We start from the raw sequence: 26,158 nt of genomic DNA on the forward strand, positions 1-26,158 counted from the left end.
AGACGATAAATGGCAAACGCAAAAGGCAAAGTGACCCAGGTCATCGGCGCCGTGGTCGACGTGAAGTTCGACGACCACCTGCCCGAGATTCTGAACGCGCTGACCACCGAAAACGACGGCAAGAAACTGGTTCTTGAAGTCGCCCAGCACCTGGGTGAGAACACTGTTCGCACCATCGCGATGGACGCAACCGAAGGTCTCGTCCGCGGCCAGGCCGTGGCAGACACCGGCGGCCCGATCTCGGTGCCGGTCGGCAACGCGACCCTCGGCCGCATCCTGAACGTCGTCGGCGAGCCGGTCGACGAGCAGGGCCCGGTGAACGCCGAAGAAACCCGTGCCATCCACCAGCCCGCTCCGCTGTTCGACGAACAGTCGACCGAGTCGGAAATCCTGGTCACCGGCATCAAGGTCATCGACCTGCTGGCGCCCTACTCGAAGGGCGGCAAGATCGGCCTCTTCGGCGGCGCCGGCGTGGGCAAGACCGTTCTCATCATGGAACTGATCAACAACATCGCAAAGGTGCATTCGGGCTACTCAGTGTTCGCCGGTGTTGGCGAGCGGACCCGTGAGGGCAACGACCTTTACCACGAGATGATCGAATCCAACGTCATCAAGCCCGACAACCTGTCGGAATCGCAGGTGGCGCTGGTCTACGGCCAGATGAACGAGCCGCCGGGAGCCCGTGCTCGCGTCGCCCTGACCGGCCTGACCTTGGCCGAGCAGTTCCGTGACCAGTCCGGCACCGACGTTCTGTTCTTCGTCGACAACATCTTCCGCTTCACGCAGGCAGGCTCCGAGGTGTCCGCACTTCTCGGCCGTATCCCCTCCGCTGTGGGCTACCAGCCGACGCTGGCAACCGACATGGGCGCGATGCAGGAACGCATCACCTCGACGAAGAACGGCTCGATCACCTCGATCCAGGCCGTCTACGTTCCCGCGGACGACCTCACCGACCCGGCACCGGCCACGACCTTCGCGCACCTCGACGCGACGACGGTTCTCAACCGTGCCATCTCAGAACTCGGCATCTACCCCGCCGTGGACCCGCTCGACAGCTCGTCGCGTCTGATGGACCCGGCCGTTGTCGGCCAGGAACACTACGACGTGGCCTTTGCCGTGCAGGGTATCCTCCAGCGCTACAAGTCGCTGCAGGACATCATCGCGATCCTCGGCATGGACGAACTGTCGGAAGAGGACAAGCTGACCGTGGCCCGCGCCCGGAAGATCCAGCGTTTCCTCAGCCAGCCGTTCGACGTGGCAAAGGTGTTCACCGGCTCCGACGGTGTGCAGGTTCCGCTCGAGGACACCATCTCGTCCTTCAAGGCCGTGGTGAACGGTGAGTACGACCACCTGCCGGAAGGCGCCTTCTACATGGTCGGCGGCATCGACGAGGTGCTCGCGAAGGCCGAGAAAATGGCGGCTGACGCAGCCTGAGACCAGAGGGGGGCCTCGCGCCCCCCAGTAACCGGAGGCCCAAATGGCTGAAACGATGCAATTCGACCTGGTGAGCCCCGAGCGCAACCTGATGTCGGCTGCTGTCAAGGCAGTGCAGATTCCGGGCACCGAGGGCGATCTGACGGCCATGCCCAACCATGCGCCGATGATCACCACGCTGCGTCCGGGCATCCTCAAGGTCGAGACCGAGACCGGCACCGAAGAGTTCGTCGTCACCGGCGGCTTTGCCGAGATCGGTCAGTCGGTCAGCGTGCTGGCCGAAAAGGCCGTGCCGCATGGCGACATGGACCAGGCGACCTACGACGCGCTCGTGGAAGAAGCTGTCATGGCCTACAAGGCCGCGAAGGAAGCTGCTCCCGAGAACGAGCCGGGCCCCGTGGACGAGGCGGCCAAGCTGCTTCAGGACATGGTGGCGGTGGGCACGCACATCGGGCTCGACCCGAAAGCGGCCAACCTCAACTACTGAGCCTGGCGTTCGAGACAAGCAAAGGCCCCGCGCGAGCGGGGCCTTTTGCTTTTGTGCAGGGGAAACAGCGTGATGCGGAGGAATATCCGTTTTCTTTCGAGCGCCGTTGCACAAGACTGCAGAGCAGTGGAACGAGGAAAGACCTGATGCGGAAATTGCGCGGCGCCTGGGTCGGCATCGAGCAGGGCAGCGAAGACCTGTTCTCGGAATTCGAGAGCGGCGGCGACATGTGGACCGGTTCGGGCGAACGCGAACGGAGGCGGTGGGTTGCCTTTTCCGAGCGCTTCGCCATCCCGCCGAACGTTCAGGTCGCGCTGTCGCTGTGGGATATCGACAATGGCGGGAACATCCGTGCCGACCTCGGTGCCGAGAACGTCTCGGAAGCCGGGTTCGACATGGTGTTCCGCACATGGTCCGACACGCGCGTGGCGCGCGTGCGTCTGTCTTGGATGGCGATCGGAGAGGTGCGGGGCGAGGATGACTGGCTCATCGACTAGCCCACGGCAGAGGGGCTACGGCCTTTAGCGGCCGTAGGCGGCTTGCCAGGCGATGTCGCGGATATTGGCGCGGTGAAACCCGATGTCCGCCAGATCGCGGTCGCTGAAGGCGTCGAGTTCGCGGACGACGCGATGGTATTCGGCGCGGCGCGAGCGGGCGAGTGTGAAGCGTTCGATCATGCGGGCAAGCGCACCGCGGTGGGTCTCGGTCGGAAGACTGTGAATGTCGGTCGTTGCCATGATGGCCTCCTGATTTCGTGGTGGCGCTGACATCGGGATTTCCGGCCCGAGTCACAAGCCACATCAGGAGAAGCCCGCCTTGCAGGCTCTGCATGTCGGGAAAAAACCGTGGTGCGGCACCTAGATAGGTTTTTCGAAATAGACCCGGTCAAAGCCGTTTTCGTGGACCCGACCGGTCTCGCGGTACCCGAGCCGCGGGTAAAGCACGAGATTTTCGGTCATCAGCAGGTTCGTGTAGAGCCGGATTCGGCTTAGCCCCGCCGCGCGCGCCTTGGCCTCGGCAAAGTCCATCAGGGCGCGGCCGAGGCCCTTGCCCTGTGCTTGCGGCGAGACGGCAATATTGTCGAGCAGCATCGCGTCGGCCTGAGGCAGCAGCACCAGCACCCCGGCGACTGCGTCGTCCAGCTCGGCCACGTGGACGCGTTCGGCGGCGATCAGCGCCGCGTAGTCGTCGAGCATCGGGCCGGGTTTTTGACCCATGCGCGGGATATAGTGGGAATAGGCCGCCTCGACGATCAATACGATCTGATCGAGGTCGGAGGGGCGCGCCCGCCGGAGTAGCGGCGGGCGCGAGGTCATCAGAGGATGCCTTCGTAGATCGGGCCGAGCACTTCGGTCTCGAACAGCGAAGACACCGAGGTGCCGTTCCAGATGTTCAGGATCGCCTGCGCGAAGATCGGCGCGGTCGGCAGGATGCGGATGTTCGGCGCTGCGGCGACGGAGTCGGTGGCGGCGATCGAGTCGGTGATGACCAGCGACTTCATCACCGACTTGGTGACGCGTTCGACGGCGGGGCCGGACAGCACGCCGTGGGTGATATAGGCGTGCACCTCGGTGGCGCCGTGGTCCATCAGCACCTCGGCGGCCTTGCACAGCGTGCCGGCGGTGTCGCAGATGTCGTCGACGATGATGCACTTCTTGCCGGTGACGTCACCGATCACGGTCATCTCGGCGATCTCGCCCGGCTTCTCGCGGCGCTTGTCGACGATGGCGAGCGGCGCGTTGATCCGCTTGGCCAGCTCGCGGGCGCGGGCCACGCCGCCGACGTCCGGCGAGATCACCATGACGTCCTGCAGCGAGTCCTTGAACTGATGCTCGATGTCGAGCGCGAAGATCGGCGAGGCGTAGAGGTTGTCGACGGGGATGTCGAAGAAGCCCTGGATCTGTGCGGCGTGGAGATCCATGGTCAGCACCCGCTCAACGCCGGCCTCGTGAATCATGTTGGCGACCAGCTTGGCGGTGATCGGGGTGCGCGCCTTGGTGCGGCGGTCCTGACGGGCATAGCCGAAGTAGGGAATCACGGCGGTGATCCGCGCGGCCGAGGAGCGGCGCAGCGCGTCGGCCATGATCAGCAGCTCCATCAGGTTGTCGTTTGCCGGGTTCGAGGTCGTCTGGAGGATGTACATGTCCTCGCCGCGGACATTCTCGTAGACCTCGACAAAGATCTCCTGGTCGTTGAACCGCTCGACGCGCGCATCGACGAGCCCGACTGCGCCTCCGCGATAGAGCGACATGCGGCGGGCGATGGCGTTTGCCAGCGGCTTGTTGGCATTACCCGCGATGAGCTTGGGTTCGATGACAGTGGGCATTTGGGAGGCTCCGGCGCTACGGAATGACAGATTCGTGACGTTGCGGTCGCCTTAACACGCAGTTAGCGTGGGGCAAAGATACACGGAAGGGCATGTGACCCCATGGCACAAATCCAGTACTATTTTTCGATGTTGTCGCCCTTTGCCTACCTCGCCGGACCGCGGTTCGAAGAGGTCGTGGCGAAGCATGGTGCCGAAGTGGTCTACAAGCCCTTCGACATCACGGCGCTGTTTCCGCGGACCGGTGGCGCGCCTCTGGCGCAGCGCCATCAATCCCGGATTGACTACCGCAACCTCGACCTGCCGCGGCAGGCGAAAAAGGCCGGGCTGCCGCTGAACCTCAAGCCGATGTTCTGGCCGACCAACGCGGCGCCCTCGTCCTATGCGATCATCGCGGCGGCGAAGGCTGGGGGCGGGGATGTCGGCGGTCTGATCCAGACGCTGCTGCGAAACTGCTGGGCCGAGGAGAAGGACATCGCCGAGGATGTGGTGATCAGGGCCGCGCTGGAAGAGAATGGCTTCGATCCGTCTCTGGCCGACAGCGGGCTTCTGGTCGGGGCCGAGACCTATGCGGCCAACCTCGAAGAGGCCGTGGGCGCCGGAGTCTTCGGCTCGCCCTTCTGGATCACCGGGGAGGGGGAGAAATTCTGGGGGCAGGACCGGATCGAGGACCTCGACCTGCACCTGAGCGGGAAGCTCTGACCAAGCCGGCCCGGCGCGAAGCCGGGCCACGCCGACCTTGCCGAGGATCAGCCCTTCTGGCCGATCTTCGACTCGGTGCCCTTGCGGATGCGGTCGATGTTCTCGCGGTGGCGCCAGAAGATCAGCACGGTCAGGACCAGCGTCAGCGCGGTCATCTCGATCTGGCCGAAAAGCACCATCCAGAGTGTCGAGAGCAGCGCCGCGATCAGCGCGCCCATCGACGAGATTCGCGACATCGCCGCGCCCGCAAGCCAGGTGGCGCAGGTGATCAGCCCGACCGGCCAGTGCAATGCGAGGATAAGGCCGATGAAGGTCGCCACCCCCTTGCCACCCTTGAACTTGAGCCATGCCGGGAAGCAATGGCCAAGGAACGCGGCAAGCCCTGCGAGCTGGGCCGCGTCCTCGCCCGCAAGCCAGCGCGCCAGCAGCACCGCCACCGCACCCTTGCCGCCGTCGAGGATCAGCGTGCCCGCCGCCGCCGCCTTGTTGCCGGTGCGCAGCACGTTGGTCGCCCCGATATTCCCCGAACCGATCGCGCGCAGATCGCCGAGGTTCATTGCCCGTGTGAGCAGCAGGCCGAAGGGGATCGAGCCGAGCAGATAGCCCAGCACAGCCCAGAGGATCAGCGTGGGGGCCGAAGAGGTGATCTCGGGCAGCATGTCAGGCGCTCCAGACAGGGGTTCCGGCGACGAGGGTCTGCAGCACCTTGCCCTGCAGCCGCGCCCCGTCAAAGGGGGTGTTCTTGGATTTCGACTGCAGCTTGAAGCGGTCGAGGATGAAGGGCTTGTCGGCGTCGAAGACCACAAGGTCGGCCGGGGCACCCGCGCTCAGGCGGCCGCAGTCGAGGCCAAGCCGTTTCGCCGGGTTCAGCGACAGTCCGCGGAAGAGCGTCGGCAGGTCGATCTCGCCGGCGTGGTAGAGCCGCAGGAGCACCGGCAGCATGGTCTCGAGACCCACTGCGCCCGAGGCGGCCTCCTCGAAGGGCAGGCGCTTGGATTCCTCGTCCTGCGGGGTGTGGAACGAGCCGATCACATCGATGAGCCCGCTGCGCAGCGCTTCGAGCACCGCCTGCCGGTCGTCCTCGGAGCGCAGCGGCGGCTTGACCTTGAAGAAGGTGCGGTAGTCGGCGACGTCCATCTCGTTGAGCGTGAGGTGGTGCATCGAGATGCCCGCCGTCACGTCAAAGCCGTTGTTTTTCGCGCGTTCCAGCGCGGGAAGCGCGCGCGATGTGGTGATCTGATCCGCGTGGTAGCGCACGCCGGTCATCTCGACGAGCGCGATGTCGCGGTCAAGGCCCATCCGTTCGGCCATCGGCGACACGGCGGGCAGGCCGCGCAGCGAGGCGAACTTCCCAGAGGAGGCGGCGGCGCCCTTCGACAGGATCGGCTCCTGCGGGTGGCCCATCACCAGCGCGCCCAGCGAGCGGGCGTAGCCCATGGCGCGCGAGAGCACCTTGGTGTCGGTCACCACGCGGTCGCAATCTGTGAAGGCCACGGCTCCGGCGTCGAGCAGGAAGCCGAGCTCGGTCATCTCGCGCCCCTGGCGGCCCTTGGTCAGCGCGGCCATCGGCAGCACGTTCACCGGCGCGGTCTCATTGGCGCGGCGGCGGATGAACTCCAGCACCTCGGGCGTGTCGATCGCCGGCGCGGTGTCGGGGCGGGTGATCATGGTGGTCACGCCGCCGGCGGCGGCGGCCATGCCCGCGGTCTTGAAGCTCTCCTTGTGGCGCTCGCCCGGCTCGCCGACCTTGACGCCAAGATCGACGATGCCCGGCGCGATATGGGCCCCGTTCAGGTCCTGCGCCTCGGTCTGCCCGATCAGCGTGGTGATCTCGTCGGCCGAGGTGATCACGGCCTTGATGCGACCGCCGGAGAGAAGAAGCGCGCCTTCCGTGACGGTCCCGGCCTCGGGATCGATCAGCCGGGCGTTGTAGAGCAGCGTGTCTTTCATTCGGGGGCTCCGGGAAGCGGGGTCATTTGCAGGGCGGTGGAGGGGCGCATCAGCTGGCCCTGAAGAGGGCGGCAAGCACCAGCACCACCAGCACGCCGAGCCCCAGAAGAGCAAAAGTCAGCGCGCGGCTGCGCGGCTCGGGGGCGGCGGGGCTGGGACGATCCATGCTGCCGCGCGCTCCGGCGCTGCGCAGCTTGCCAGCGCGCGGGCTCGCGCCTTCGGCTTCCTTGAAGGTGCCGATCCAGCGCAATGGGGTCGAGATGGTCAGGTCCTGCGAGGTGCGATCGAAGGCGGCGCTCGGCAGGACCACCACGTGGCCCTTCAGCGCATCGATGCGCGGCTTCATCTGGCGAAAGTCCTCGCCGCCTACCTGATAGGCCTCGGCGAGATAGGTCGAGAGCGGCATCTCTCCCAGATCGCGGATCGAAACGACGTCGATCCGCGAGGGCCGGAGTTTGCGCGCGCCAAGCGCATATTGCAGCGGAAACTCCCCGGTGCCCGCCTGGGTGGTGAAGCGCTCGACCGCTTCCGCCGGAAGATCGAGGTGGAAGAGGCGAACCTCGCCGTCCACCGAACCGTTGATGTGCATCTTTGTCATTTCGCGCCCCGCTCAGACGGCCAGCTCGGTGGGCCGGGCGCGCAGGTTGCGGGCCAGAAGGTCCATGGCGGCCATGCGCACCGCGACGCCCATCTCGACCTGTTCCTGGATCACCGAGCGGTTGATGTCGTCGGCGATGGTGCCGTCGATCTCGACGCCGCGGTTCATCGGACCGGGGTGCATGACGATGGCGTCGGGCTTGGCATGGGCCAGCTTCTCGGCATCCAGTCCCCAGCGATGGTAGTACTCGCGCTCCGACGGGATGAAACCGCCGTCCATGCGCTCCTTCTGCAGGCGCAGCATCATCACCACGTCGACGTCCTTCAGCCCTTCGGCCATGTCGTCGTAGACCTCGGCGCCGAAGTCGGCGATGCCTGCGGGCATCAGCGTCGACGGACCGACCAGACGAATGCGGTTCTCCATCTTATGCAGCAGCAGCAGGTTCGAGCGCGCGACGCGCGAATGGGCGATGTCGCCGCAGATGGCGATGTTCAGCCGGTGCAGCCGGCCCTTGGCGCGGCGAATGGTCAGCGCATCCAAAAGCGCCTGCGTCGGGTGTTCGTGCCGGCCGTCGCCGGCGTTGATCACCGCGCAGTTCACCTTCTGCGCCAGCAGGTCCACCGCGCCGGAATGCGGGTGGCGGACGACCAGCAGATCGGGGTGCATGGCGTTCAGCGTCAGCGCCGTGTCGATCAGGGTCTCGCCCTTCTTGATTGAGCTGGCCTGCATCGACATGTTCATCACGTCCGCCCCGAGCCGCTTGCCCGCCAATTCGAAACTGGACTGCGTGCGGGTGGAGTTCTCGAAGAACATGTTGATCTGGGTGAGCCCGGCCAGCGCATTGGCGTGCTTGTCGCGGGCGCGCGACAGGGTGACGTAGCGCTCGGCCAGATCGAGCAGCGTTGTTATTTCATCCGGACGAAGGGGCTCGATGCCCAGAAGGTGGCGCTGGTCGAAACGCATGAAACGGCTCCCCTTGAGTTGCCGCGGTTATAGAAACGCAGGGGCCGCGCGACAAGTGGTCGCGAATTCGCGGCAAAGGCCCGCCGCCGGGCCACTATGCCCGGATCAGATGCAGAGTTTAGGCGCGGTTTCAGGGCGCTTCCAGCAGCGTCACCGTGGTGTCGCCGTAGCGGCGGCTGTCGAGCAGGGTGAAGCCTCCGGGCGCCTCTTGCGGGCCGCTTTCCTCCCAGACGATCAGCGCCTCGGGGGCAAGCCAGCCCTGCGCACGCGCGGCCTCCAGCGCCTTGGCGCCGAGGTTCAACCCGTAGGGCGGGTCGAGAAAGACCAGCGTCGCGGGCGCGTCGGTCGGGGGCAGCCGGGTGGCGTTGCAAGAGAGCGTCCGGGCACGGTCCGCGCAGCCAAGAAGGCGGATGTTCTGCTTGATGAGCTTCTGCGCAACGCGCCCGTCGTCGACGAAAGTCGCCGAGGTGGCACCGCGCGATAGCGCCTCGAGCCCCAGCGCGCCGGTGCCGGCAAAGAGGTCGAGCACCACCGCCCCCTCGAAGGGCTCGCCGAAGCGCCCGCCACCGAGCATGTTGAACAGGCTCTCGCGCACCCGGTCGGTGGTGGGGCGCAGATGCGCGCCCGGATCGCCCTTGCCGACGGCGGTGAGCGCGCGGCCGCGCCAGTCTCCGGCGATGATCCTCATGCCTTCAACAGAGCCTTTAAATCGCTGCCCGCATCGGCAACCACCTCGGGATCGGCGCTCTTGCCGGCCTCGATCAGTCGCTTGCCGACCATGTAGGCGCGCGGATCGTTCATCGCGTCGAGGGCGATGAGCTGGCGCTCGCGGTAATACCAGTGCGAGACGGGCCCGGCGCCGCCATCGCGCACCACGACATTGTCGAAGCCTGCGTTCAGCCCGGCGATCTGCAGCTTCACGTCGTACTGGTCGGACCAGAACCAAGGCTTGGGCTTGTAAGGTGCCTCTGCCCCCATGAGGTTGTCCGCCACCGCCTCGGCCTGGTCGATGGCATTGCCGACGCTTTCCAGCCGCAGCTGCGCATCGCCCATCGGGAAAGAGGCGCAATCGCCCGCGGCCCAGACATGCGGCGCCGAGCAGCGGCCGAAGGCATCGGTGCGGATGCCGTTCTCGATCTCAATGCCCGCGGCCTCGGCGACCGAGGTCTCGGGCAGGATGCCGACGCCGACAATGACGAAATCGACCGGCAAGGTGGTGCCGTCGGTCAGCTCCGCCGCGGTGACCTTGCCGTCCTCGCCGACCAGCTTGCCGAGGCCGACACCCTCGCGCAGGTCGACGCCATGGCCCTTGTGCAGGGCGCGGAACCAGTCCGAGGTCTCGGGGGCGGCGACGCGCTGCAGGATGCGGTCGGCCATTTCCACCAGCGTCACCTGCAGGCCGAGCTTGGAGGCCACCGCCGCGGCCTCGAGGCCGATGTAGCCGCCGCCGACGATCAGCACGCGGGCGCCTGCCGTGAAACGGGCGCGCATGGCGTCCACGTCGGCGATGCCCCGCACCACGCAGACGCCGTCCAGGTCACCGCCGATGGCGGGCGGCAGGCGGCGGGGGGCGGAGCCGGTGCAGAACACCAGCTCGTCATAGGCGATCTCGCGGCCGCCGGCGATGACATGCCGAGCCCGGGTGTCGACCGAGACGGCGGGTTCGCCCAGCATCAGCGTAATGTTCTGCTCGTCGTAATAGGTACACGGACGGAGATAGAGCCGGTCCTTCTCCATCTCTCCCAGCAGATAGGCCTTGGAGAGCGGCGGGCGCTGGTAGGGGGGCTCGGCCTCGGCGCCGATCACGGTGATCTCGCCCTCGAAGCCCTTGCCGCGCAGACGCGCCACAAGCGAGGCCGCGGCCTGTCCCGCACCGATCACAACAACATGCCCCATGGCTGGCCTCTTTTCCGCTTTCCCGTGATTTGCGCGAAACCTATATCTCGCCCTGTCGGAAACGCAAATGATGGAGAAAACGGCATGGCGCTATCCGCTGGAGACCGGCTGCCCGAGGCAGAGCTGCTGACGCTGGGCGAGGCCGGCCCCGAACAGGTATCGCTTGGCGAGAAGCTAGCGGGCCGCAATGTGGTGATCTTCGCGCTGCCGGGCGCTTTCACCCCGACCTGTTCGTCGGCCCATGTGCCGAGCTTCATCCGCACCAAGAGTGGCTTCGACGAAAAGGGCGTCCACGAGATCATCTGCATCTCTGTGAACGATCCGTTCGTGATGAAGGCCTGGGGCGAGGCCACCGGTGCGACCGAGGCCGGGCTGACCATGCTCGCGGATGCGGAAGGGGCCTTCACCTCGGCCATCGGCATGGAGTTCACCGCCGAGCCCGCCGGGCTGATCCGCCGCTCGAAGCGCTACGCGATGTATGTCGAGGATGGCATCGTGAAAGTGTTCCACGAAGAGACCGGGCGCGGCACCTGCGAGGTGTCTGGCGGCGAAGCGCTGCTGGCGGCAATCTGAGCAATAGAGCATCCGGCGGCGGGTCTGCCGCCGCCGGATTTGCGTATCTGGGAAGAGAAGAAGCGCAACCGGCCTTCTTCTCGTTCCAAATGCGAATGTCGCGACCTTTCCGGCGGGAGAGGCGCCATGGCAGCACCTCACCTCCTTGGCTCAGAGCGAGTCGAGCTTGCGCGCGAGCTTGGCGTCGAGCGTGCTGAGACCGCCCACGTCATGTGTGGTGAGCGAGACCTCGACGGTCTTATAGACGTTGCGCCAGTCGGGGTGGTGGTTCCACTTCTCGGCCCAGAGCGCGGCGCGGGTCATCCAACCGAAGGCCTCGGTGAAATCCGCGAATTCGAAGGTCTTGCAGAGGGTGTCCTCCGCTGCGTTCATCTCCCATCCGTTCTCGAGCAGGGGGGCGAGCATGGTCGCACGGCCGGTGTCGGAGAGTTTCTCTGTCATTGGGTGTCCTTCCCGTGGTCTTTCCGGAACGGCCCGTAGGCGGTGAGCACCTCGATGTCCTCGTCCACGGCCCGTGCCTCGGCCTCCAGATAGTGCGCGACGGCGCGGGCAAACCCCTTGTCGGGGAACCAGTGCAGCGAATGCGTCTGGCTCGGCAGGTAACCGCGTGCCAGCTTGTGCTCCCCCTGCGCGCCAGCCTCGACGCGGGACAGGTCATGGGCGATGGCGAAGTCGATGGCCCGGTAATAGCACGCCTCGAAGTGCAGGCAGGGGTGATCCTCGGTGCAGCCCCAGTAGCGGCCGAAGAGCGCGTCTCGCCCGATGAAGTTGAGCGCCCCCGCCACCGGCTGCCCCTCGCGCTCGCAGATCACCAGCGCGACGTCGCCGCGCATCGTCTCATGGACCTCGTCGAAGAAGGCGCGGGTGAGGTAGGGCGTGCCCCACTTGCGCCCGCCTGTGTCCTGATAGAAGGTCCAGAAGGCGTCCCAGTGTTCGGGCTCGATCTCATCGCCGGTGAGCATGTGGATGGTGCCGCCGAACGCCTGGGCCCGCGCTCGCTCCTTGCGGATCGCCTTGCGCTTGCGCGAGCTGAGATCGGCGAGGAAGCCGTCGAAATCGGTGTAGCCCCGGTTCAGCCAGTGGAATTGCTGGGTGACACGGCGCAAAAGGCCCATGCGCTCGCCGGCAATGGCCTCGCCCTCGGTGCAGAAGGTGACGTGCAGCGACGACAGGTCGTTTTCGGCGGTGAGCTGCACCGCACCCTGCACCAGCGCCATCATGCCCTCGGCCTCGTGGCCGGGGCGGGTGAGGAAGCGCCGCCCGGTGGCCGGGGTGAAGGGCACGGCGATCTGCAGCTTGGGATAGTAGCGCCCGCCCGCCTGCTCGTAGGCATGGGCGAAGCTGTGGTCGAAGATATACTCGCCCTGGCTGTGGCCCTTGGCGTAGAGCGGGGCGACGGCGATGACCCGCCCCGCCTTTTCCGCCACCAGGTAGCGCGGGTCCCAGCCGGTGCCGCGCCCGACAGAGCCGGACCGCTCAAGTGCGCGCAGGAAGCGCCAGGTGGTGAACGGATCGTCGGGGCGCCCGCCCGCCGCCGCCTCGGGGCAGGCGCAGGCATCCCAGTCGGTCTCGGCGATTTGGTCCAGCGAGGTCAGCACATTGACGGCGATGGTATCGCCCGCTGTCGGATCGGAGGTCGGGCTGGGGCTCTGATCGGTCATATGGTGATCTCGGCTCGGGTCATCTGCGGGAGTATCTGACCCCGGCGGGGCCGGGATCAAGACACGCTCACGCGAGATACTGCTCGAATGTCACGTTCTGGGCCACCGCGCGGGCCTGTGCCTCCTGCTCGGGCGTGCGGATGGTCCAGCAGAGGATCGCGGCGCCTTGTGCCTTCAGCTCGGCGACGCGCGGCGCGGCGAGGTCCTTCCAGCTGTGCGAGATGAAGCAGGCACCGGTACGGGCGTAATCGGGGATGCCGCGCAGCTCCTCGAGGCGCCAGCCGGGGACGCCGGACCAGTTATCGGGGTCGAAACGGTCGGTGGTCAAACCGCGCGGCACCTGCGGCGCGAGCCGGGCCATCCGGGCCATGGAGTGGGGGTTGAAGGACATCACAGCCACGGACCCCTCGTAGCCGCGCAGCGCGTCCGCCGCGGCCTTCTCCAGCGTGCCGACGTCCGGGCCGAGCGCGCCATCCTGGTCCTTGATCTCGATCAGCAGGGGCACGCGGCCGGCGACCAGCTCGAGGACCTCGACGAGCGTCGGGATGCCCTCCTCGCCACCCTTGAGCGTCAGCGAAGACAATTCGGCCGCATCGCGCGCGCCGAGCAGGCCGCGCGCGCCGGTCAGCCGCTCGAGCCGCTCGTCGTGAAACACCATGGCCACCCCGTCGGAGGAGAGCTGCAGGTCGATCTCGACGCCGTAGCCCGCCGCGACGGCGGCGGAGATGGCAGGGCGGGAATTCTCGGGACGGCCCGCCGCGAGGTCGTGCAGGGCACGGTGCGCGATGGGCCGCTCGAGGAAGGCGGCGGGCAGTCCGGCCATCAGGCGAGCTCGAAGACCGCTTCGATCTCGACCGCCACCCCCATGGGCAGCGCCGCCGCGGAGACCGCGGAACGGGCGTGCTTGCCGGCCTCGCCGAAGACCGCGACCATCAGATCCGAGGCGCCGTTGATCACCTTTGGCTGGTCGGTGAACTCGGGGGTGGAGTTGACGAAGCCGACCAGCTTCACCACGCGCTTGAGCTTCGACAGGTCGCCGCCGCAGGCCGCCTTGGCCTGGGCGATGAGCGCCAGGGCGCAGCGCTGCGCAGCCTTGGCGCCGGCCTCGACATCCAGCGTCTCGCCAAGCTTGCCGGTGATCAGCCCGCTCTCGTCCATGCTGATCTGTCCCGAAACGTAGAGCATCGCGCCGCTCTGTACGTAGGGCACGTAGTTGGCCGCGGGGGCAGGGGCGTCGGGCAGGGTCAGGCCGAGCTCTTCAAGGCGGGCGGTGATGTCGGTCATGGGGGCCTCCTTTGGATGTGAGCGGACGCTAGACCCGAGCGGTGGCAAAGAAAAGGGGCCGCGATCCAGATGGATGCGGCCCCTGATCAAAAGTTCTTCCCGAGGTTACTCGCGGAACGCCTTCGAGAAGTAATCGGTGAAGGGTTTCACCAGGTAGGCGAGCGGCGTACGATCCGCGGTGCGCAGGAAGGCCTCGACCGGCATCCCAGGGACCAGGGTCGAGCCCTCGGGCAGCCTCTCGATCTGGCCCTCGTCGAGCATGATCTCGGCGCGGTAGAAGCTGGACGAGGTGTTCTGGTCGGTGAAGGCATCCGCAGAGATCTGCGTCACCGTGCCGAAGGTCTCCGGCGTGCGGCGCTGGTCGAGCGCCGAGAACCGCAAGGTCACTTGCTGGCCGACGTGAACCTGGTCGATGTGGATCGGCGGCACCTGGGCGGTGATCACCAGCGGCCGGTCCTGCGGGATCAGGTAGAGCACCGGATCGGCAGCCCGGATCACCGAGCGCGGCGCGAAGACGGTCAGCCCGTAGACCACGCCGCTCACCGGGGCGCGGATCTCCATCCGCTTGAGTTTCTCGAGCAGGGCGGAGCGCTGCTCGGCGAGCTCGCGCTCGCGGTACTGCATGTCGCGCAGCTGGGTGATGGCCTCTTCGCGGCGGGTGGTCGAGAGCTTCAGGATCTCGATGTCGATCTCCGTGGTCCGCCCTTCGGCCTCGGCCTTCTGGGCGGTGAGATCGCCGACCTCGCCAGCGAGCCGGGCTTCTTCACGCTGCAGGGCAAGCACGCGGCTGGCCTGGGCGAGGCCGCGGTCGAGCAACGACTGCTGGTCGCCAAGTTCCCGCTCGATCAGCGCAAGCTGGCTTTTCAGTGCGGTCTGCTGGGCGTCGATGCCCTCGACCTGGTTGACGATCTGGTCGCGGCGCTTGGCCAGCTGATCGGATTCGCGCTGCAGCGACTCCAGCCGGGCGAAGAACAGATTGCGCTGACCTTCGATCAGGTCCTCGACCTCGTCGTCATATTCGGCCACCTTGAGCAGCGTCTCGTCAAAGGCCAGTTCGTCGGCATTGTCGCGCTCGGCCTGCAGGCGGGCGCGGCGGGCGACGAGCTCGAAGTACTGGCCCTCGACGATGTTCAGCTCGGACTGCAGCAGGGTCGGGTCGAGCTTGACCAGAACCTCGCCCTCCTCGACGGTGTCGCCCTCGTCGACGAGGATTTCCTGCACGACGCCGCCATCGGGATGTTGCACGACCTGACGGTTGCGCTCGACCTGGATCTGGCCGCCGGCGACGATGGCGCCCGAGATGTTGGTGGTTGCCGCCCAGGTCCCGAAGCCTCCAACGAGGATCAGCAGGGCCCCGAGCCCAAGGATCAGCGGTTTCTTGAGCGGGAAGCGCTTGTCGGTTGTCTGCGACATCAGCGGACACCTCCGGGCCCGGCGTGCCGGGTGATCTGTTCGTGGTTCTTGACCTGCGAGCGCAGCACTTCGTCCTTCGGACCGAATGCGACGCGGGCGCCATGCTCGAGCATAAGCAGCTGGTCGCATTCGCGGATCGCGGCCGGACGGTGCGCCATGATGAGCACCGATTTGCCCTCTTCCTTGAGGCGGCGGATCGCGGCGTTCACCGCCTCGCTGCCCTCGTTGTCGAGGTTCGAGTTGGGCTCGTCGAGCACGAGGATCACGGGATCGCCGTACATCGCACGGGCCAGGCCGATGCGTTGCATCTGCCCGCCCGAGAGCCGCCCGCCGGTGGCGGTGACGCGGGTGTCATAGCCCTTGGGCAGCTTGAGGATCATTTCGTGGGCGTCGGCCTTCTTGGCCGCCTCGACGATCTTCTGCGGGTCCGGTGTTTCGGCGAGCCGCGCGATGTTCTCGGCGATGGTGCCGTCGAACAGGCTGACGCGTTGCGGCAGGTAGCCGATGTGCTTGCCGAGATCCTCGTCGTACTGGTCGAGCGTCGCGCCATCGAGGCGGATGCGCCCGCCGGCGGGACGCCAGACTCCGGTGATCGCCCGGGCCAGCGTCGACTTGCCGGCACCCGAGGAGCCGATCACGCCGATCGCATGGCCGGGCCGCAGGTCGAAGGAGACGAGACGCAGCGAGGCCTGCTGTTCACCCGGCGGCACCACCGTGAGCTGTTGCACTTCGAGCAGCGCGCGCGGCTTTGGCAGAGCGGTGCGGGTCGGCTCCTGGGGCATCTCTCCGAGCAGCTCTGACAGGTTGTCCCAGCCCTTGCGTGCGCGGGTCACCAGCGGCCATTGACCGACGGCAAGCTCGATCGGGGCGAGCGCGCGGCCCATCAGGATCGAGCCGGCGATCATCGCACCGGCGGTCAGCTCGTTCTGCAGCACCAGATAGGCGCCGAGACCGAGCATCGCCGACTGCAGCAGCATGCGGAAGCTCTTGGTCATCGTGGTGAAGGTACCGACGAGGTCGTTGGTCGAGATCTGCCCGCTCAGCGCCTCGGAGCGGGCCTTGTCCCAGCGGTTGAAGGCGGCGCCGCGCATGCCCATGGCCTGCACGGTCTCGGCGTCGAGGCGGATCTGCTCGGAGGTCTGCTCGGCCAGCAGGACGGCGCGGTTCGACTTGAGGGTCGGATTGCGGCTCAGCGTGGTGTTGAGCAGGGTGATGACCACAAGGATCAGGCCGCCGAAGATGGCGAGATATCCGAGCCAAGCGTGGAAGACGAAGATACCGGCGATGAACAGCGGGGTGAAGGGCAGGTCGAAGAGCGCCATGAGCACCGGCGAGCCGATGAACCGCTGCACCGCTTCGAGGTCCTTGAGGCCGGTGGCCGCAAGCTCATCCTGCTTCACCGCCGAGCGCCGGATCACGGCATCGAAGACGCGCATGTCGAGCGCGGCCTGGAAGCGGGCGGCGACGCGGGCCATGACCCGACCGCGGGCGTAATCGAGGATACCCATCATGCCATAGAGGAAAACGACCAGGGCGGTCAGCGCGAGCAGTGTGGCTTCTGAACGCGACCCCAGCACACGGTCGTAGACCTGCAGCATGTAGAGCGGGCCTGTGAGCATCAAGAGGTTGACAAAAAAACTGAATATACCGACGAACCAATAGTAGGGTCGGCTTTGCTTGCGGACAGATGCGAGCTCGTCTGCCCCTGCGTCTTTCACTCTATTTTTCATGAGCGCTATTTCGCTCTCCAATTGTGAATATCCCGTCTGCGGTGCAGACTTGAAGAATTTTCATGTTACTGTCACGACACGAGGCCAGCAGGAAATACGAGGCCCCTTGGGGTCCGTCGCGATAGCAAGTAGGAAGATCTTGTACATCAAGATCGGATTTTTCCTAATGAGAATTCCCGGGCTGACCGGCCGTGCTCCTGGTTTTCGGGCTTTTGCGGCCTTGGTACTTATCACGGGGCTCGCCGCATGCGCGACTCCCGGACCCGGCGAAACACGCGACGGTGTCTTTGATCCGCAAGAACCCGCCAATCGCCGCGTACATGCTTTTAACAAGAGGGTTTATTCCCGCCTATCGGGTGACGGAGAGCCCGGATTCATCGAATCCCTGCCAGATCCTGTCAAAAATGGGGTGGTGAATTTCTCCGATACGGTCGCCTTGCCGCAGACCGTGGTGAATCAGTTGCTGCAGGGGCGGCTGCTGCGCGCCTCGCGCAACACGCTGCGGTTTTCGGTCAACGCGACGCTGGGGATCGCCGGGCTGATGGACGTGGCCAGCCCCATGGGTCTGCTTGAGGATCGCAGCAACTTCGGTGAGACTCTCTACGTCTGGGGCTTCCCCGAGGGCGGCTATATGGAGCTGCCGGTTCTCGGCCCCTCGACCGAGCGCGAGACGGTGGGTCTCTTCGTCGATTTCTTCACCGATCCCTTCGCCTATGTGCTCCCCTCGCCGCAGCGCTATGTCCGCTACGGCGCGCGGCTCGGCGAACTGATGATCAAGCGCAGCGACTATGGCGACGTGATCGATGCGGTGATGGAGGGCAGCGCCGACAGCTATGCGCAGGCGCGGGTGATCTGGCTCGAGAAGCGGCGGCACGAGCTTGGCGATGAGAGTATCGAGGGATCGGGGTTCATCGATCCCGAGGCCATGGACACGGAGGGTTTCTAATGGGGCATTTCACGAGCAGGCGCGGCTTTCTTGCCGGGGCGCTGAGCGCCTCCGCGTTGGCGGCGCTACCGGGCGTGGCGCTCGCGGCCAGCGCGGCCCAGGCGGAAAAGCTGGTGCAGGGGCTGGTCGGGGACGTCAACGCGGTGATCGCCTCGGGCGCATCCGAAGCCGCGATGATCGCCGAGTTCGAGCGCATCTTCGTGCGCTACGGCGACATGCCCTATATCGCTGCCTACGTCATGGGCGCTGATGGCCGCCGCGCCACGCCGGCACAGAAGAAGGCCTTCACCGGCGCCTTCCAGGGGTACGCCGCGCGCAAGTACGGCAAGCAGTTCCGCAAGTTCATCGGCAGCGCGATCACCGTCTCCGGCACGCAGAAAGTGAAGAACGCCTACCAGGTCGCCACCGTTGCCAAGCTGCGCGGGCAATCGCCCTTCGAGGTGAGCTTCTTCGTCGGTGAGAAATCGGGGCGCTTTTACAACATGTATGTCGAGGGCGTGAACATGCTGCTCACCGAGCGGACCGAGATCGGCGCCATGCTCGACCGGCGCCGTGGCGATATCGACGCGATGATAGCCGACCTCCGGCAGGCGGGCTGACCGCGTCTCTAGCGGTCAGGATCGGCGCGCGCGCTTTGCGGGGCGCCGCCTGTACCGTCCGGGCACCCGCAGCGCCGATCGGCTGGAAATCGTCGAATTGTGCGCGCTCGGCGGCGGCGGCTTGCATCCCTTTGCTGTGCGGCGCCAACTGGGGCGGACAGGTCTTGGGGGAGGATGTGGCAAAGAGATCGGCAGCGATGTGCACCGCGGCATCAAGATCGCCCCAACCCCCTGATGCGGCATTTTTTCACCCGCGATGTTCTTGAACCGTTCAGGGTCTGCGCCCATCTTTACCCCGAGGCCCGTGACCTTTCCGTGCTGCTTGTCAGGCGGGGCAAATCCAGACGGGCGCTTGTGAAGGAGAGACAGCATGAACTTGGAGAAGTTCACTGAACGTGCGCGCGGGTTCATTCAGGCCGCGCAGACGATCGCAATGCGGGAAGGCCACCAGAGGCTGGTTCCCGAACACCTGCTGAAGGCCCTGATGGACGATGACCAGGGGCTGGCCAGCAACCTGATCACCCGTGCCGGCGGCGCGCCGCAGCGGGTGGTGGGAACCCTCGATCAGAAACTCGCGAAACAGCCGAAGGTCTCGGGCGACGCCGGCCAGGTGTATCTCGACTCGGCCACCGGGCGCGTGCTTGACGAGGCCGAGAAGATCGCGAAGAAGGCGGGCGACAGTTTCGTTCCCGTCGAGCGCGTCCTCATGGCCCTCGCCATCGAGCGCAGCGGCGCCAAGGAGGCGCTGGAGGCCGGTGCGGTGACGCCTCAGAAGCTGAACGAGGCTATCAACGATATTCGCAAGGGCCGCACGGCCGACAGCGCCAATGCTGAAGAGGGGTACGATGCCCTCAAGAAGTACGCGCGCGATCTGACCGAGGCCGCGGAGCAGGGCAAGATCGATCCGATCATTGGCCGCGACGACGAGATCCGCCGCTCGATGCAGGTGCTCTCGCGCCGCACCAAGAACAACCCTGTTCTGATCGGTGAACCCGGCGTGGGTAAAACCGCAATCGCCGAGGGCCTCGCGCTGCGCATCGTCAATGGCGACGTGCCCGAAAGCCTGCGCAACAAGCGGCTGATGGCGCTCGACATGGGCGCGCTGATCGCCGGGGCCAAGTACCGCGGCGAGTTCGAGGAGCGGCTGAAGGCCATTCTGAAGGAGATCGAGACCGCTGCCGGCGAGATCATCCTCTTTATCGACGAGATGCACACGCTTGTGGGCGCGGGGAAGGCGGACGGGGCGATGGACGCCTCGAACCTGCTGAAGCCGGCGCTGGCCCGCGGCGAGCTGCACTGCGTCGGTGCCACCACGCTCGACGAGTACCGCAAGCACGTCGAGAAGGACCCGGCGCTCGCGCGGCGCTTCCAGCCGGTGATGGTGCAGGAGCCGACGGTCGAGGACACGATCTCGATCCTGCGCGGCATAAAGGAGAAGTACGAGCTGCACCACGGCGTGCGGATCTCGGACTCGGCCCTCGTGGCCGCGGCGACGCTCTCGCACCGCTACATCACCGACCGCTTCCTGCCGGACAAGGCGATCGACCTCATGGACGAGGCCGCCTCCCGCCTGCGCATGGAAGTGGACAGCAAGCCCGAGGAACTGGACCAGATCGACCGCAACATCCTGCAGATGCAGATCGAGGTCGAGGCGCTGAAGCTCGAGGATGACCAGGCGTCCAAGGACCGCCTCGAAAAGCTCGAGCGCGAACTGGCCGAGCAGGAAGAGCGTTCTGCCGAGATGACCGCCAAGTGGCAGGCCGAGCGTGACAAGCTGGCCTCGGCGCGGGACATCAAGGAACAGCTCGACCGGCTGCGCGCCGATCTCGAGATCGCCAAGCGCGAAGGCAACTTTGCCAAGGCCGGTGAGCTTCAGTACGGCAAGATCCCCGAGCTCGAGCAGCAGCTGGAGCAGGCCGAGAACGCCGAGAGCGACGTCATGGTCGAAGAGGCCGTGCGTCCCGAGCAGATCGCCGAAGTCGTCGAGCGCTGGACCGGTATTCCGACCAGCAAGATGCTCGAGGGCGAGCGCGAGAAGCTGCTGCGCATGGAAGATGGTCTGCACAAGCGGGTCATCGGCCAGAACCAGGCTGTGCGCGCCGTCGCCAACGCGGTGCGTCGGGCTCGGGCGGGGCTGAACGACGAGAACCGTCCGCTTGGCTCGTTCCTGTTCCTCGGGCCGACCGGTGTGGGCAAGACCGAGCTGACCAAGGCCGTGGCCGAGTTCCTCTTCGACGACGACAGCGCGATGGTCCGTATCGACATGTCGGAGTTCATGGAGAAACACGCGGTCGCCCGTCTGATTGGCGCGCCTCCGGGTTACGTCGGTTATGACGAGGGCGGCGTGCTGACCGAGGCCGTGCGGCGGCGCCCCTATCAGGTGGTGCTGTTCGACGAGGTCGAGAAGGCGCACCCGGACGTGTTCAACGTGCTTTTGCAGGTGCTCGACGACGGCGTGTTGACCGATGGCCAGGGCCGGACCGTGGACTTCAAGCAGACGCTGATCGTGCTGACCTCGAACCTCGGCTCGCAGGCGCTCAGCCAGTTGCCCGATGGGGCGGATAGCGCCGCTGCCAAGCGCGACGTGATGGATGCGGTGCGGGCGCATTTCCGCCCCGAGTTCCTCAACCGTCTCGACGAGACGATCATCTTCGATCGGCTCAAGCGCGAGGACATGGATGGCATCGTCGAGATCCAGCTGGCGCGCCTGCTCAAGCGTCTGGCGAACCGCAAGGTCACACTGACGCTCGACGAGGGGGCCAAGAAGTGGCTGGCCGAGGAAGGCTACGATCCGGTCTTCGGCGCGCGTCCGCTCAAGCGGGTGATCCAGCGCGCGCTGCAGGATCCGCTGGCCGAGATGATCCTCGGCGGCGACATCCACGACGGCGACACGGTGCCGGTGAGTGCCGGGGCTGACGGGCTGATCATCGGCGATCGCATCGGCGCCAGCAACCGGCCCCGCCCGGACGACGCCGTGGTGCACTGAGCGACATGCCTCGCACGTAGTAAAGGCCCGCCGTTTCGGCGGGCCTTTCGCATTGGCGGGCGGGATGCGCCCCTAAATGAGAGGGGGCGCGGCGCTGGCTGCCGCGCCCCCTCGCTGACGCCGCGGGCGCCGACCGGGGTTGAAGAGGTGCCGGCACCGCGTGGGGGGATTACTGCGGCATCAGCACTCCGTCGATCACGTGGATGACTCCGTTCGAAGCTTCGATGTCCGGCTGGGTCACGTTGACTCCGCCGACGGTGACACCGCCTTCGGTCATGATCTCGAGACTTTCTCCCTGTACCGTCTCGGCCATCATGCCGTTGGTCAGGTCGGAGGACATCACCTTGCCCGGCACCACGTGGTAGGTGAGGATCGCGGTCAGCTTGTCCTTGTTCTCTGGCATCAGCAACGTGTCGACCGTGCCCTCGGGCAGGGCGGCGAAGGCCTCGTCGGTGGGGGCGAAGACGGTGAACGGCCCGTCGCCGTTCAGAGTCTCGACCAGCCCGGCGGCTTCGGCGGCGGCGAGCAAGGTGGAGAAGCTCCCGGCGTCCTGCGCGGTCTCGACGATGGTCTTGCCCATGTGCGAATCCGCCAGCGCGGGCGCGGCGGTCAGCATGGCTGCGGTGAGGGCAACGGATGTGATGCGGATCATTATGATCTCCTCCTGTTCGGCATTGAATGTACCCAAGGTTACGCGGCGAAGGTCGGGGCGGATCACCCCCATTTGCCGAGATCAGGGCGTGGAGCGTGGTTGTCTCGCGCTTGTGAGGTGGCGTCAGCCCGGCGTGAAGGGCATGCCAGAGGGCGCCAGGCGCGGCCCGGCCGCGCTTGGACGGCACCGGGGCGGCGCAGCTTCGTCGCTAACATGCCGCGCAGGCGTCCCGCGGCGCCCTTCTCGCTTTGCCCCCTCTGCCGAGCGTTGTAACGATGCCGCCGAACCCGCTTCGACAACCGACACGTTCTACAGACATCCGAGGGAATAATGGGCGCGGCAATGTACTTCCTGCAAATCCTGGCACTGGTCTTCACAGTGGCCATCGGGCTTGCAGTGCTGGCAGTGGTACTCCTGTACCTGATCGACACCACCCAGACCGGCGACGCGATCCGCCGCAACTACCCCGTCATCGGCCGCTTCCGCGGCTGGTTCACCAAGCTCGGCGAATTCTTCCGCCAGTATTTCTTCGCTATGGACCGCGAGGAAATGCCGTTCAACCGAGCGCAGCGCGACTGGGTCTACCATGCCACCAAGGGCAAGGATAACACCGTCGCCTTCGGTTCGACCCGCAACCTCAACATTCCCGGCACGCCGATCTTCGTGAATGCGGTCTTCCCGCCGCTCGACGACCAGTTCTCGGTGACGGAACCCATGGTGATCGGGCCGACCGCCAAGCTTCCCTACGTGGCGCGCTCGATCTTCAACATCTCCGGCATGAGCTACGGCGCCATTTCGCGCCCGGCGGTCGAGGCCCTGAGCCGCGGGGCTGCCGAGGCGGGGATCTGGCTGAACACGGGCGAGGGCGGGCTCGCGCCTTTCCACGAGCTTGGTGCCTGCGATCTGGTTTACCAGATCGGCACCGCAAAGTTCGGCATTCGCGACGAACACGGCAATATCGACGATGCCAAGCTGGCGGCGGTGGGCGCCCGCCCGCAGGTGAAGATGTTCGAGCTGAAACTGGCGCAGGGGGCCAAGCCCGGCAAGGGCGGCATCCTGCCCGGCGAGAAGGTCAACGCCGAGATCGCGGCGATCCGCGGGCTCAAGGTCGGTCAGCCCGGCATCTCTCCGAACCGCCACCGCGAGATCGACACCTTCGAGGATCTGCTCGACATGATCGTGCACATTCGCGAGGTCTCGGGCCGGCCGGTGGGCTTCAAGACGGTGATCGGCTCGTCAGACGAATGGGAGCGAATGTTCCAGCTGATCGTCGAGCGCGGCCCAGAAAGCGCGCCCGACTTCATCACCATCGACGGCGGCGAGGGCGGCACCGGTGCCGCGCCCATGCCGCTGATCGACCTCGTCGGCATGCCGATCCGCGAGGCGCTGCCGCGCATCGTCGACCTGCGCGACCGCTACGGGCTGAAGGAACGCATCCGCATTGTTGCCGCCGGCAAGCTGGTGAACCCCGCCGACGTCGCTTGGGCGATCTGCCTCGGTGCCGACTTCGTCACCTCGGCGCGCGGGTTCATGTTCTCGATGGGCTGCATCCAGGCGCTGAAGTGCAACCGCAACACCTGCCCCACGGGCATCACCACCCACGACCCGCGCCTGCAGAAGGGGCTCGTGGTCGAGGACAAGTACAAGAAGGTCGCCAATTACGCCAAGGCGGTGATCAAGGAGGTCGAGACCATCGCGCATTCCGTCGGCGTCTCCGAGCCGCGCCAGATGCGCCGCCGCCACGTGCGCATCGTGCAGGCCGACGGCAGCTCGATCCCCTTCTCCAAGCTGCGCCCAAGTTACAGAGGGGACACCGCAACGTGAGATCGCTTTGTTTGGCGGATCGGCGGTTCTCCGCTAGCTTGCTCGAAACCCGTTACGGGGCAGATGTGCAGGAGGACATCCGATGGCGTTCCGCTGGAAAGGCGATCTCAAGGATCATCACGTCACCGACGAGGCGCATTGGCTGAACCGCCGGCAGATCATCGGCGGCGCGGCCGGGATCGCGCTCGCCGGTCTCGCCGGGCGCAGCCAGGCGGCGGGAACGCTTGAGCCCAATAGTTGGGAAGAGATCACCAGCTACAACAACTACTACGAGTTCGGCACCGGCAAGGAAGACCCCAAGGCCTATGCCGGTGCCCTCACCACCAAGCCCTGGACGGTGACCATCGACGGCTTGGTTGACAGTCCCGGTGACTACGCGCTCGAGGACATCCTGTCGAAGATGACCGTCGAGGAGCGCATCTATCGCTTCCGCTGCGTCGAAGCCTGGTCGATGGTCGTGCCGTGGAACGGTTTCGAGCTTGCCGATCTGCTGGAGCTTGCGGGCGTGCAGTCAGGGGCGAAGTATGTCGCCTTTGAAACCCTCTACCGTCCCGAGGAAATGCGCGGCACTGCCTACCCCGTGCTCGACTGGCCCTATGTCGAGGGTCTGCGGCTCGACGAGGCGGTGAACCCGCTGACCTTGCTGGCCACTGGCATCTACGGCAAGGACATCCCCAACCAGAACGGCGCGCCGCTCCGGCTGGTGGTGCCGTGGAAATATGGCTTCAAATCGATCAAGTCGATCGTCCGGGTAACGCTGACCGACAGCGAGCCGCCAACCTCGTGGAACAAGGCCAACCCGCGCGAGTACGGTTTCTATTCCAATGTGAACCCGCAGGTTGACCATCCGCGCTGGTCGCAGGCAACCGAGCGCCCGATCGGTGGCGGCTTCTTCGCCAAGCGCCAGCCGACGCTCATGTTCAACGGCTACGAGCAGGAGGTCGCTGCCCTTTATGATGGCATGGACCTCTCAAAGAGTTTCTGAGCCATGGTGAATTGGATCAACAGCGTAAGTCGGCGCCTGCCGCCTTGGCTCCTCTACATGGTCGCACCGCTGCCGGTGGCCTGGTTCCTCTACCTCGGCTTCACCGGAGGGCTTGGGGTCGAGCCGATCCGCGCGCTCGAGCACAAGCTGGGCGAGCTCGGGCTGCAGATTCTTCTGCTGGTCTTGGCGATCACCCCCCTGCGCCGCTACGCCGGTCTGAACCTGCTGCGCTTCCGCCGGGCGCTGGGGCTGGTCGCCTTCTTCTATATCACCCTGCATCTTCTGGTCTGGCTGGTGCTCGACGTTCAGATCCCGGCGCAGATCTGGGCCGACATCGTCAAGCGCCCCTATATCACCATCGGGATGCTGGCCTTTGTCCTGATGATCCCGCTGGCACTGACCTCGAACAATCTCTCGGTCCGGCGCCTGGGCAAGCGCTGGCGCAAGCTCCACTGGCTGACCTACCCGGCGGTCCTGCTTGGGTCCCTGCACTTCGTGCTGCTGACCAAGGGATTCCAGATGGAGCCGCTCCTCTATCTCGGCGCGACGGTGCTGCTTCTGGCGCTGCGGCTGAAGAAACGGAGCTTGGGCCGACTCGGTACGGTCGGAGGGGCGAGAGGGTAGGGTGGCCCTGTGCGTCGGGCGCGCATCTTCATGCCTCTCCTCTGAGGCGACTCGCAGCGGTTTTTGCACAGGCATGTGGATAACCCTGTGGGCCGCGCAACATCTGGATCCATGTGAGAGTGTCCGGCCTCGGGCGGACCTAAGGTAAACGCGGCATTGGGGTGGGTCCAAGAAGAAAAATATAATCTTATCTTGTTGTTATTGCGCAGTTATTCAGGAAGCTCGCAAAAACTTCGGTCTCTTCGGAAAAATCCGCTTGCAGGCGCCGGGGGGTATCCGTAAAAGGCCCCTCACCGGCGGCGCTGAGGCGCACGACGGGACGCCAGACGGGGCGGCGGCGGGCGGAAACGCGGGGCCGGCGCAGACGAGGCGGACAAGAAATTCGAGAGACGGGCAGGCGGGCGCGCCGAAAGTTAGGGCGCACTGGTCTGGTTTTGTCTCTCACGCTCTTTGACATCGCAGATATCTGAAGAGATATGCGGGCGGCACTGGTTCATTTCGATGGATCAAGCCTGGCATATCAAC

27 protein-coding genes are annotated in these 26,158 nt (G+C 65.9%); 11 read left to right on the plus strand and 16 right to left on the minus strand.

Annotation, left to right across the window (positions count from 1 at the left end; genetic code table 11):
- Window positions 1-9 precede the first annotated feature (9 nt).
- The 3 genes from atpD (at window position 10) to CEW88_RS02015 (ending at window position 2,418) form a co-directional block, all read left to right on the plus strand.
- The gene (gene atpD / locus CEW88_RS02005; RefSeq protein ID WP_108964458.1) at window positions 10-1,434 is read left to right on the plus strand and encodes a F0F1 ATP synthase subunit beta; all 1,425 of its coding nucleotides are present in this window, start codon (window positions 10-12) and stop codon (window positions 1,432-1,434) included.
- A gap of 43 nt (window positions 1,435-1,477) precedes the next feature.
- Window positions 1,478-1,921 (plus strand): F0F1 ATP synthase subunit epsilon, encoded by a 444-nt coding sequence (locus CEW88_RS02010; protein WP_108964459.1) that lies wholly within the window; start codon window positions 1,478-1,480, stop codon window positions 1,919-1,921.
- Window positions 1,922-2,067: 146 nt separating this feature from the next.
- Entirely contained in the window at window positions 2,068-2,418 is a 351-nt protein-coding gene (locus tag CEW88_RS02015; protein ID WP_108964460.1) for an H-type lectin domain-containing protein, read from the plus strand.
- Between the two features lie 24 nt (window positions 2,419-2,442).
- Here the strand turns inward: CEW88_RS02015 and CEW88_RS02020 are convergent, their stop codons facing one another.
- The 3 genes from CEW88_RS02020 to CEW88_RS02030 all read right to left on the minus strand — a co-directional run bounded on the left by CEW88_RS02020 (window position 2,443) and on the right by CEW88_RS02030 (window position 4,247).
- Window positions 2,443-2,658 carry a DUF1127 domain-containing protein gene (locus CEW88_RS02020; RefSeq protein ID WP_159099531.1) on the minus strand — a complete coding sequence of 72 codons (216 nt, stop codon included), beginning with the start codon at window positions 2,656-2,658 and terminating at the stop codon, window positions 2,443-2,445.
- Window positions 2,659-2,778: 120 nt separating this feature from the next.
- Window positions 2,779-3,237 carry a GNAT family N-acetyltransferase gene (locus tag CEW88_RS02025; protein WP_108964462.1) on the minus strand — a complete coding sequence of 153 codons (459 nt, stop codon included), beginning with the start codon at window positions 3,235-3,237 and terminating at the stop codon, window positions 2,779-2,781.
- Complete coding sequence (locus tag CEW88_RS02030) at window positions 3,237-4,247, minus strand: ribose-phosphate pyrophosphokinase (RefSeq protein ID WP_108964463.1); 1,011 nt, start codon at window positions 4,245-4,247, stop codon at window positions 3,237-3,239. The genes CEW88_RS02025 and CEW88_RS02030 overlap by 1 nt, the downstream gene beginning before the upstream one ends.
- Before the next feature lie 102 nt (window positions 4,248-4,349).
- Between CEW88_RS02030 and CEW88_RS02035 the strand changes: the two genes are divergently transcribed.
- The gene (locus CEW88_RS02035) at window positions 4,350-4,949 is read left to right on the plus strand and encodes a 2-hydroxychromene-2-carboxylate isomerase (RefSeq protein WP_108964464.1); all 600 of its coding nucleotides are present in this window, start codon (window positions 4,350-4,352) and stop codon (window positions 4,947-4,949) included.
- A gap of 47 nt (window positions 4,950-4,996) precedes the next feature.
- Here CEW88_RS02035 and plsY read toward each other — a convergent pair whose 3' ends face one another.
- The 6 genes from plsY to CEW88_RS02065 all read right to left on the minus strand — a co-directional run bounded on the left by plsY (window position 4,997) and on the right by CEW88_RS02065 (window position 10,356).
- Complete coding sequence (gene plsY / locus CEW88_RS02040; RefSeq protein ID WP_193989051.1) at window positions 4,997-5,608, minus strand: glycerol-3-phosphate 1-O-acyltransferase PlsY; 612 nt, start codon at window positions 5,606-5,608, stop codon at window positions 4,997-4,999.
- A 1-nt stretch (window position 5,609) separates the two neighbouring features.
- Window positions 5,610-6,899, minus strand: a complete 1,290-nt coding sequence (gene pyrC, locus CEW88_RS02045; protein ID WP_108964465.1) for a dihydroorotase — start codon at window positions 6,897-6,899, stop codon at window positions 5,610-5,612.
- Between the two features lie 49 nt (window positions 6,900-6,948).
- Window positions 6,949-7,497: an aspartate carbamoyltransferase catalytic subunit gene (locus CEW88_RS02050; protein ID WP_108964466.1), complete on the minus strand. Its 549-nt coding sequence runs from the start codon at window positions 7,495-7,497 to the stop codon at window positions 6,949-6,951.
- A 12-nt stretch (window positions 7,498-7,509) separates the two neighbouring features.
- Window positions 7,510-8,460, minus strand: a complete 951-nt coding sequence (locus CEW88_RS02055) for an aspartate carbamoyltransferase catalytic subunit (protein ID WP_108964467.1) — start codon at window positions 8,458-8,460, stop codon at window positions 7,510-7,512.
- Window positions 8,461-8,590: 130 nt separating this feature from the next.
- On the minus strand, window positions 8,591-9,148 hold the full coding sequence (rsmD, locus tag CEW88_RS02060; protein ID WP_108964468.1) for a 16S rRNA (guanine(966)-N(2))-methyltransferase RsmD: 558 nt from the start codon (window positions 9,146-9,148) through the stop codon (window positions 8,591-8,593).
- Window positions 9,145-10,356: an NAD(P)/FAD-dependent oxidoreductase gene (locus CEW88_RS02065; protein ID WP_108964469.1), complete on the minus strand. Its 1,212-nt coding sequence runs from the start codon at window positions 10,354-10,356 to the stop codon at window positions 9,145-9,147. The genes rsmD and CEW88_RS02065 overlap by 4 nt, the downstream gene beginning before the upstream one ends.
- A gap of 84 nt (window positions 10,357-10,440) precedes the next feature.
- Here CEW88_RS02065 and CEW88_RS02070 point away from each other — a divergent pair, with 84 nt between their 5' ends.
- Window positions 10,441-10,929: a peroxiredoxin gene (locus CEW88_RS02070; protein WP_108964470.1), complete on the plus strand. Its 489-nt coding sequence runs from the start codon at window positions 10,441-10,443 to the stop codon at window positions 10,927-10,929.
- A 150-nt stretch (window positions 10,930-11,079) separates the two neighbouring features.
- Here the strand turns inward: CEW88_RS02070 and CEW88_RS02075 are convergent, their stop codons facing one another.
- From CEW88_RS02075 to CEW88_RS02100, 6 genes are all read right to left on the minus strand, one after another.
- Complete coding sequence (locus tag CEW88_RS02075; protein WP_108964471.1) at window positions 11,080-11,370, minus strand: 4a-hydroxytetrahydrobiopterin dehydratase; 291 nt, start codon at window positions 11,368-11,370, stop codon at window positions 11,080-11,082.
- Complete coding sequence (locus CEW88_RS02080; protein ID WP_108964472.1) at window positions 11,367-12,590, minus strand: GNAT family N-acetyltransferase; 1,224 nt, start codon at window positions 12,588-12,590, stop codon at window positions 11,367-11,369. Before CEW88_RS02080 ends, CEW88_RS02075 begins: the two co-directional genes overlap by 4 nt.
- 67 nt (window positions 12,591-12,657) lie before the next feature.
- The gene (locus tag CEW88_RS02085; protein ID WP_193989061.1) at window positions 12,658-13,416 is read right to left on the minus strand and encodes a glycerophosphodiester phosphodiesterase family protein; all 759 of its coding nucleotides are present in this window, start codon (window positions 13,414-13,416) and stop codon (window positions 12,658-12,660) included.
- The gene (locus tag CEW88_RS02090; RefSeq protein ID WP_108964474.1) at window positions 13,413-13,874 is read right to left on the minus strand and encodes a RidA family protein; all 462 of its coding nucleotides are present in this window, start codon (window positions 13,872-13,874) and stop codon (window positions 13,413-13,415) included. Before CEW88_RS02090 ends, CEW88_RS02085 begins: the two co-directional genes overlap by 4 nt.
- 105 nt (window positions 13,875-13,979) lie before the next feature.
- On the minus strand, window positions 13,980-15,287 hold the full coding sequence (locus CEW88_RS02095; RefSeq protein ID WP_108964475.1) for an HlyD family type I secretion periplasmic adaptor subunit: 1,308 nt from the start codon (window positions 15,285-15,287) through the stop codon (window positions 13,980-13,982).
- Window positions 15,287-17,017, minus strand: a complete 1,731-nt coding sequence (locus CEW88_RS02100) for a type I secretion system permease/ATPase (RefSeq protein ID WP_108964476.1) — start codon at window positions 17,015-17,017, stop codon at window positions 15,287-15,289. Before CEW88_RS02100 ends, CEW88_RS02095 begins: the two co-directional genes overlap by 1 nt.
- 166 nt (window positions 17,018-17,183) lie before the next feature.
- Between CEW88_RS02100 and CEW88_RS02105 the strand changes: the two genes are divergently transcribed.
- From CEW88_RS02105 to clpB, 3 genes are all read left to right on the plus strand, one after another.
- Window positions 17,184-17,963 carry an MlaA family lipoprotein gene (locus CEW88_RS02105; protein WP_108964477.1) on the plus strand — a complete coding sequence of 260 codons (780 nt, stop codon included), beginning with the start codon at window positions 17,184-17,186 and terminating at the stop codon, window positions 17,961-17,963.
- Entirely contained in the window at window positions 17,963-18,562 is a 600-nt protein-coding gene (locus CEW88_RS02110) for an MlaC/ttg2D family ABC transporter substrate-binding protein (protein ID WP_108964478.1), read from the plus strand. The genes CEW88_RS02105 and CEW88_RS02110 overlap by 1 nt, the downstream gene beginning before the upstream one ends.
- A 370-nt stretch (window positions 18,563-18,932) precedes the next feature.
- On the plus strand, window positions 18,933-21,548 hold the full coding sequence (clpB, locus tag CEW88_RS02115) for an ATP-dependent chaperone ClpB (protein WP_108964479.1): 2,616 nt from the start codon (window positions 18,933-18,935) through the stop codon (window positions 21,546-21,548).
- Window positions 21,549-21,717: 169 nt separating this feature from the next.
- Here clpB and CEW88_RS02120 read toward each other — a convergent pair whose 3' ends face one another.
- Complete coding sequence (locus CEW88_RS02120; RefSeq protein WP_108964480.1) at window positions 21,718-22,200, minus strand: fasciclin domain-containing protein; 483 nt, start codon at window positions 22,198-22,200, stop codon at window positions 21,718-21,720.
- 330 nt (window positions 22,201-22,530) lie between these two features.
- On the opposite strand from CEW88_RS02120, the gene CEW88_RS02125 reads away from it, so the two are divergent.
- The 3 genes from CEW88_RS02125 (at window position 22,531) to msrQ (ending at window position 25,633) form a co-directional block, all read left to right on the plus strand.
- Complete coding sequence (locus CEW88_RS02125; protein WP_108964481.1) at window positions 22,531-24,024, plus strand: FMN-binding glutamate synthase family protein; 1,494 nt, start codon at window positions 22,531-22,533, stop codon at window positions 24,022-24,024.
- A gap of 82 nt (window positions 24,025-24,106) precedes the next feature.
- Entirely contained in the window at window positions 24,107-25,009 is a 903-nt protein-coding gene (gene msrP / locus CEW88_RS02130) for a protein-methionine-sulfoxide reductase catalytic subunit MsrP (protein WP_108964482.1), read from the plus strand.
- Window positions 25,010-25,012: 3 nt separating this feature from the next.
- Window positions 25,013-25,633, plus strand: coding sequence for a protein-methionine-sulfoxide reductase heme-binding subunit MsrQ (gene msrQ / locus CEW88_RS02135; RefSeq protein WP_108964483.1), 621 nt, complete (start codon window positions 25,013-25,015; stop codon window positions 25,631-25,633).
- Window positions 25,634-26,158: the final 525 nt, after the last annotated feature.

Origin of the sequence: Alloyangia pacifica, assembly GCF_003111685.1 — a bacterium.
In the GTDB taxonomy this organism is placed as follows: domain Bacteria; phylum Pseudomonadota; class Alphaproteobacteria; order Rhodobacterales; family Rhodobacteraceae; genus Salipiger; species Salipiger pacificus_A.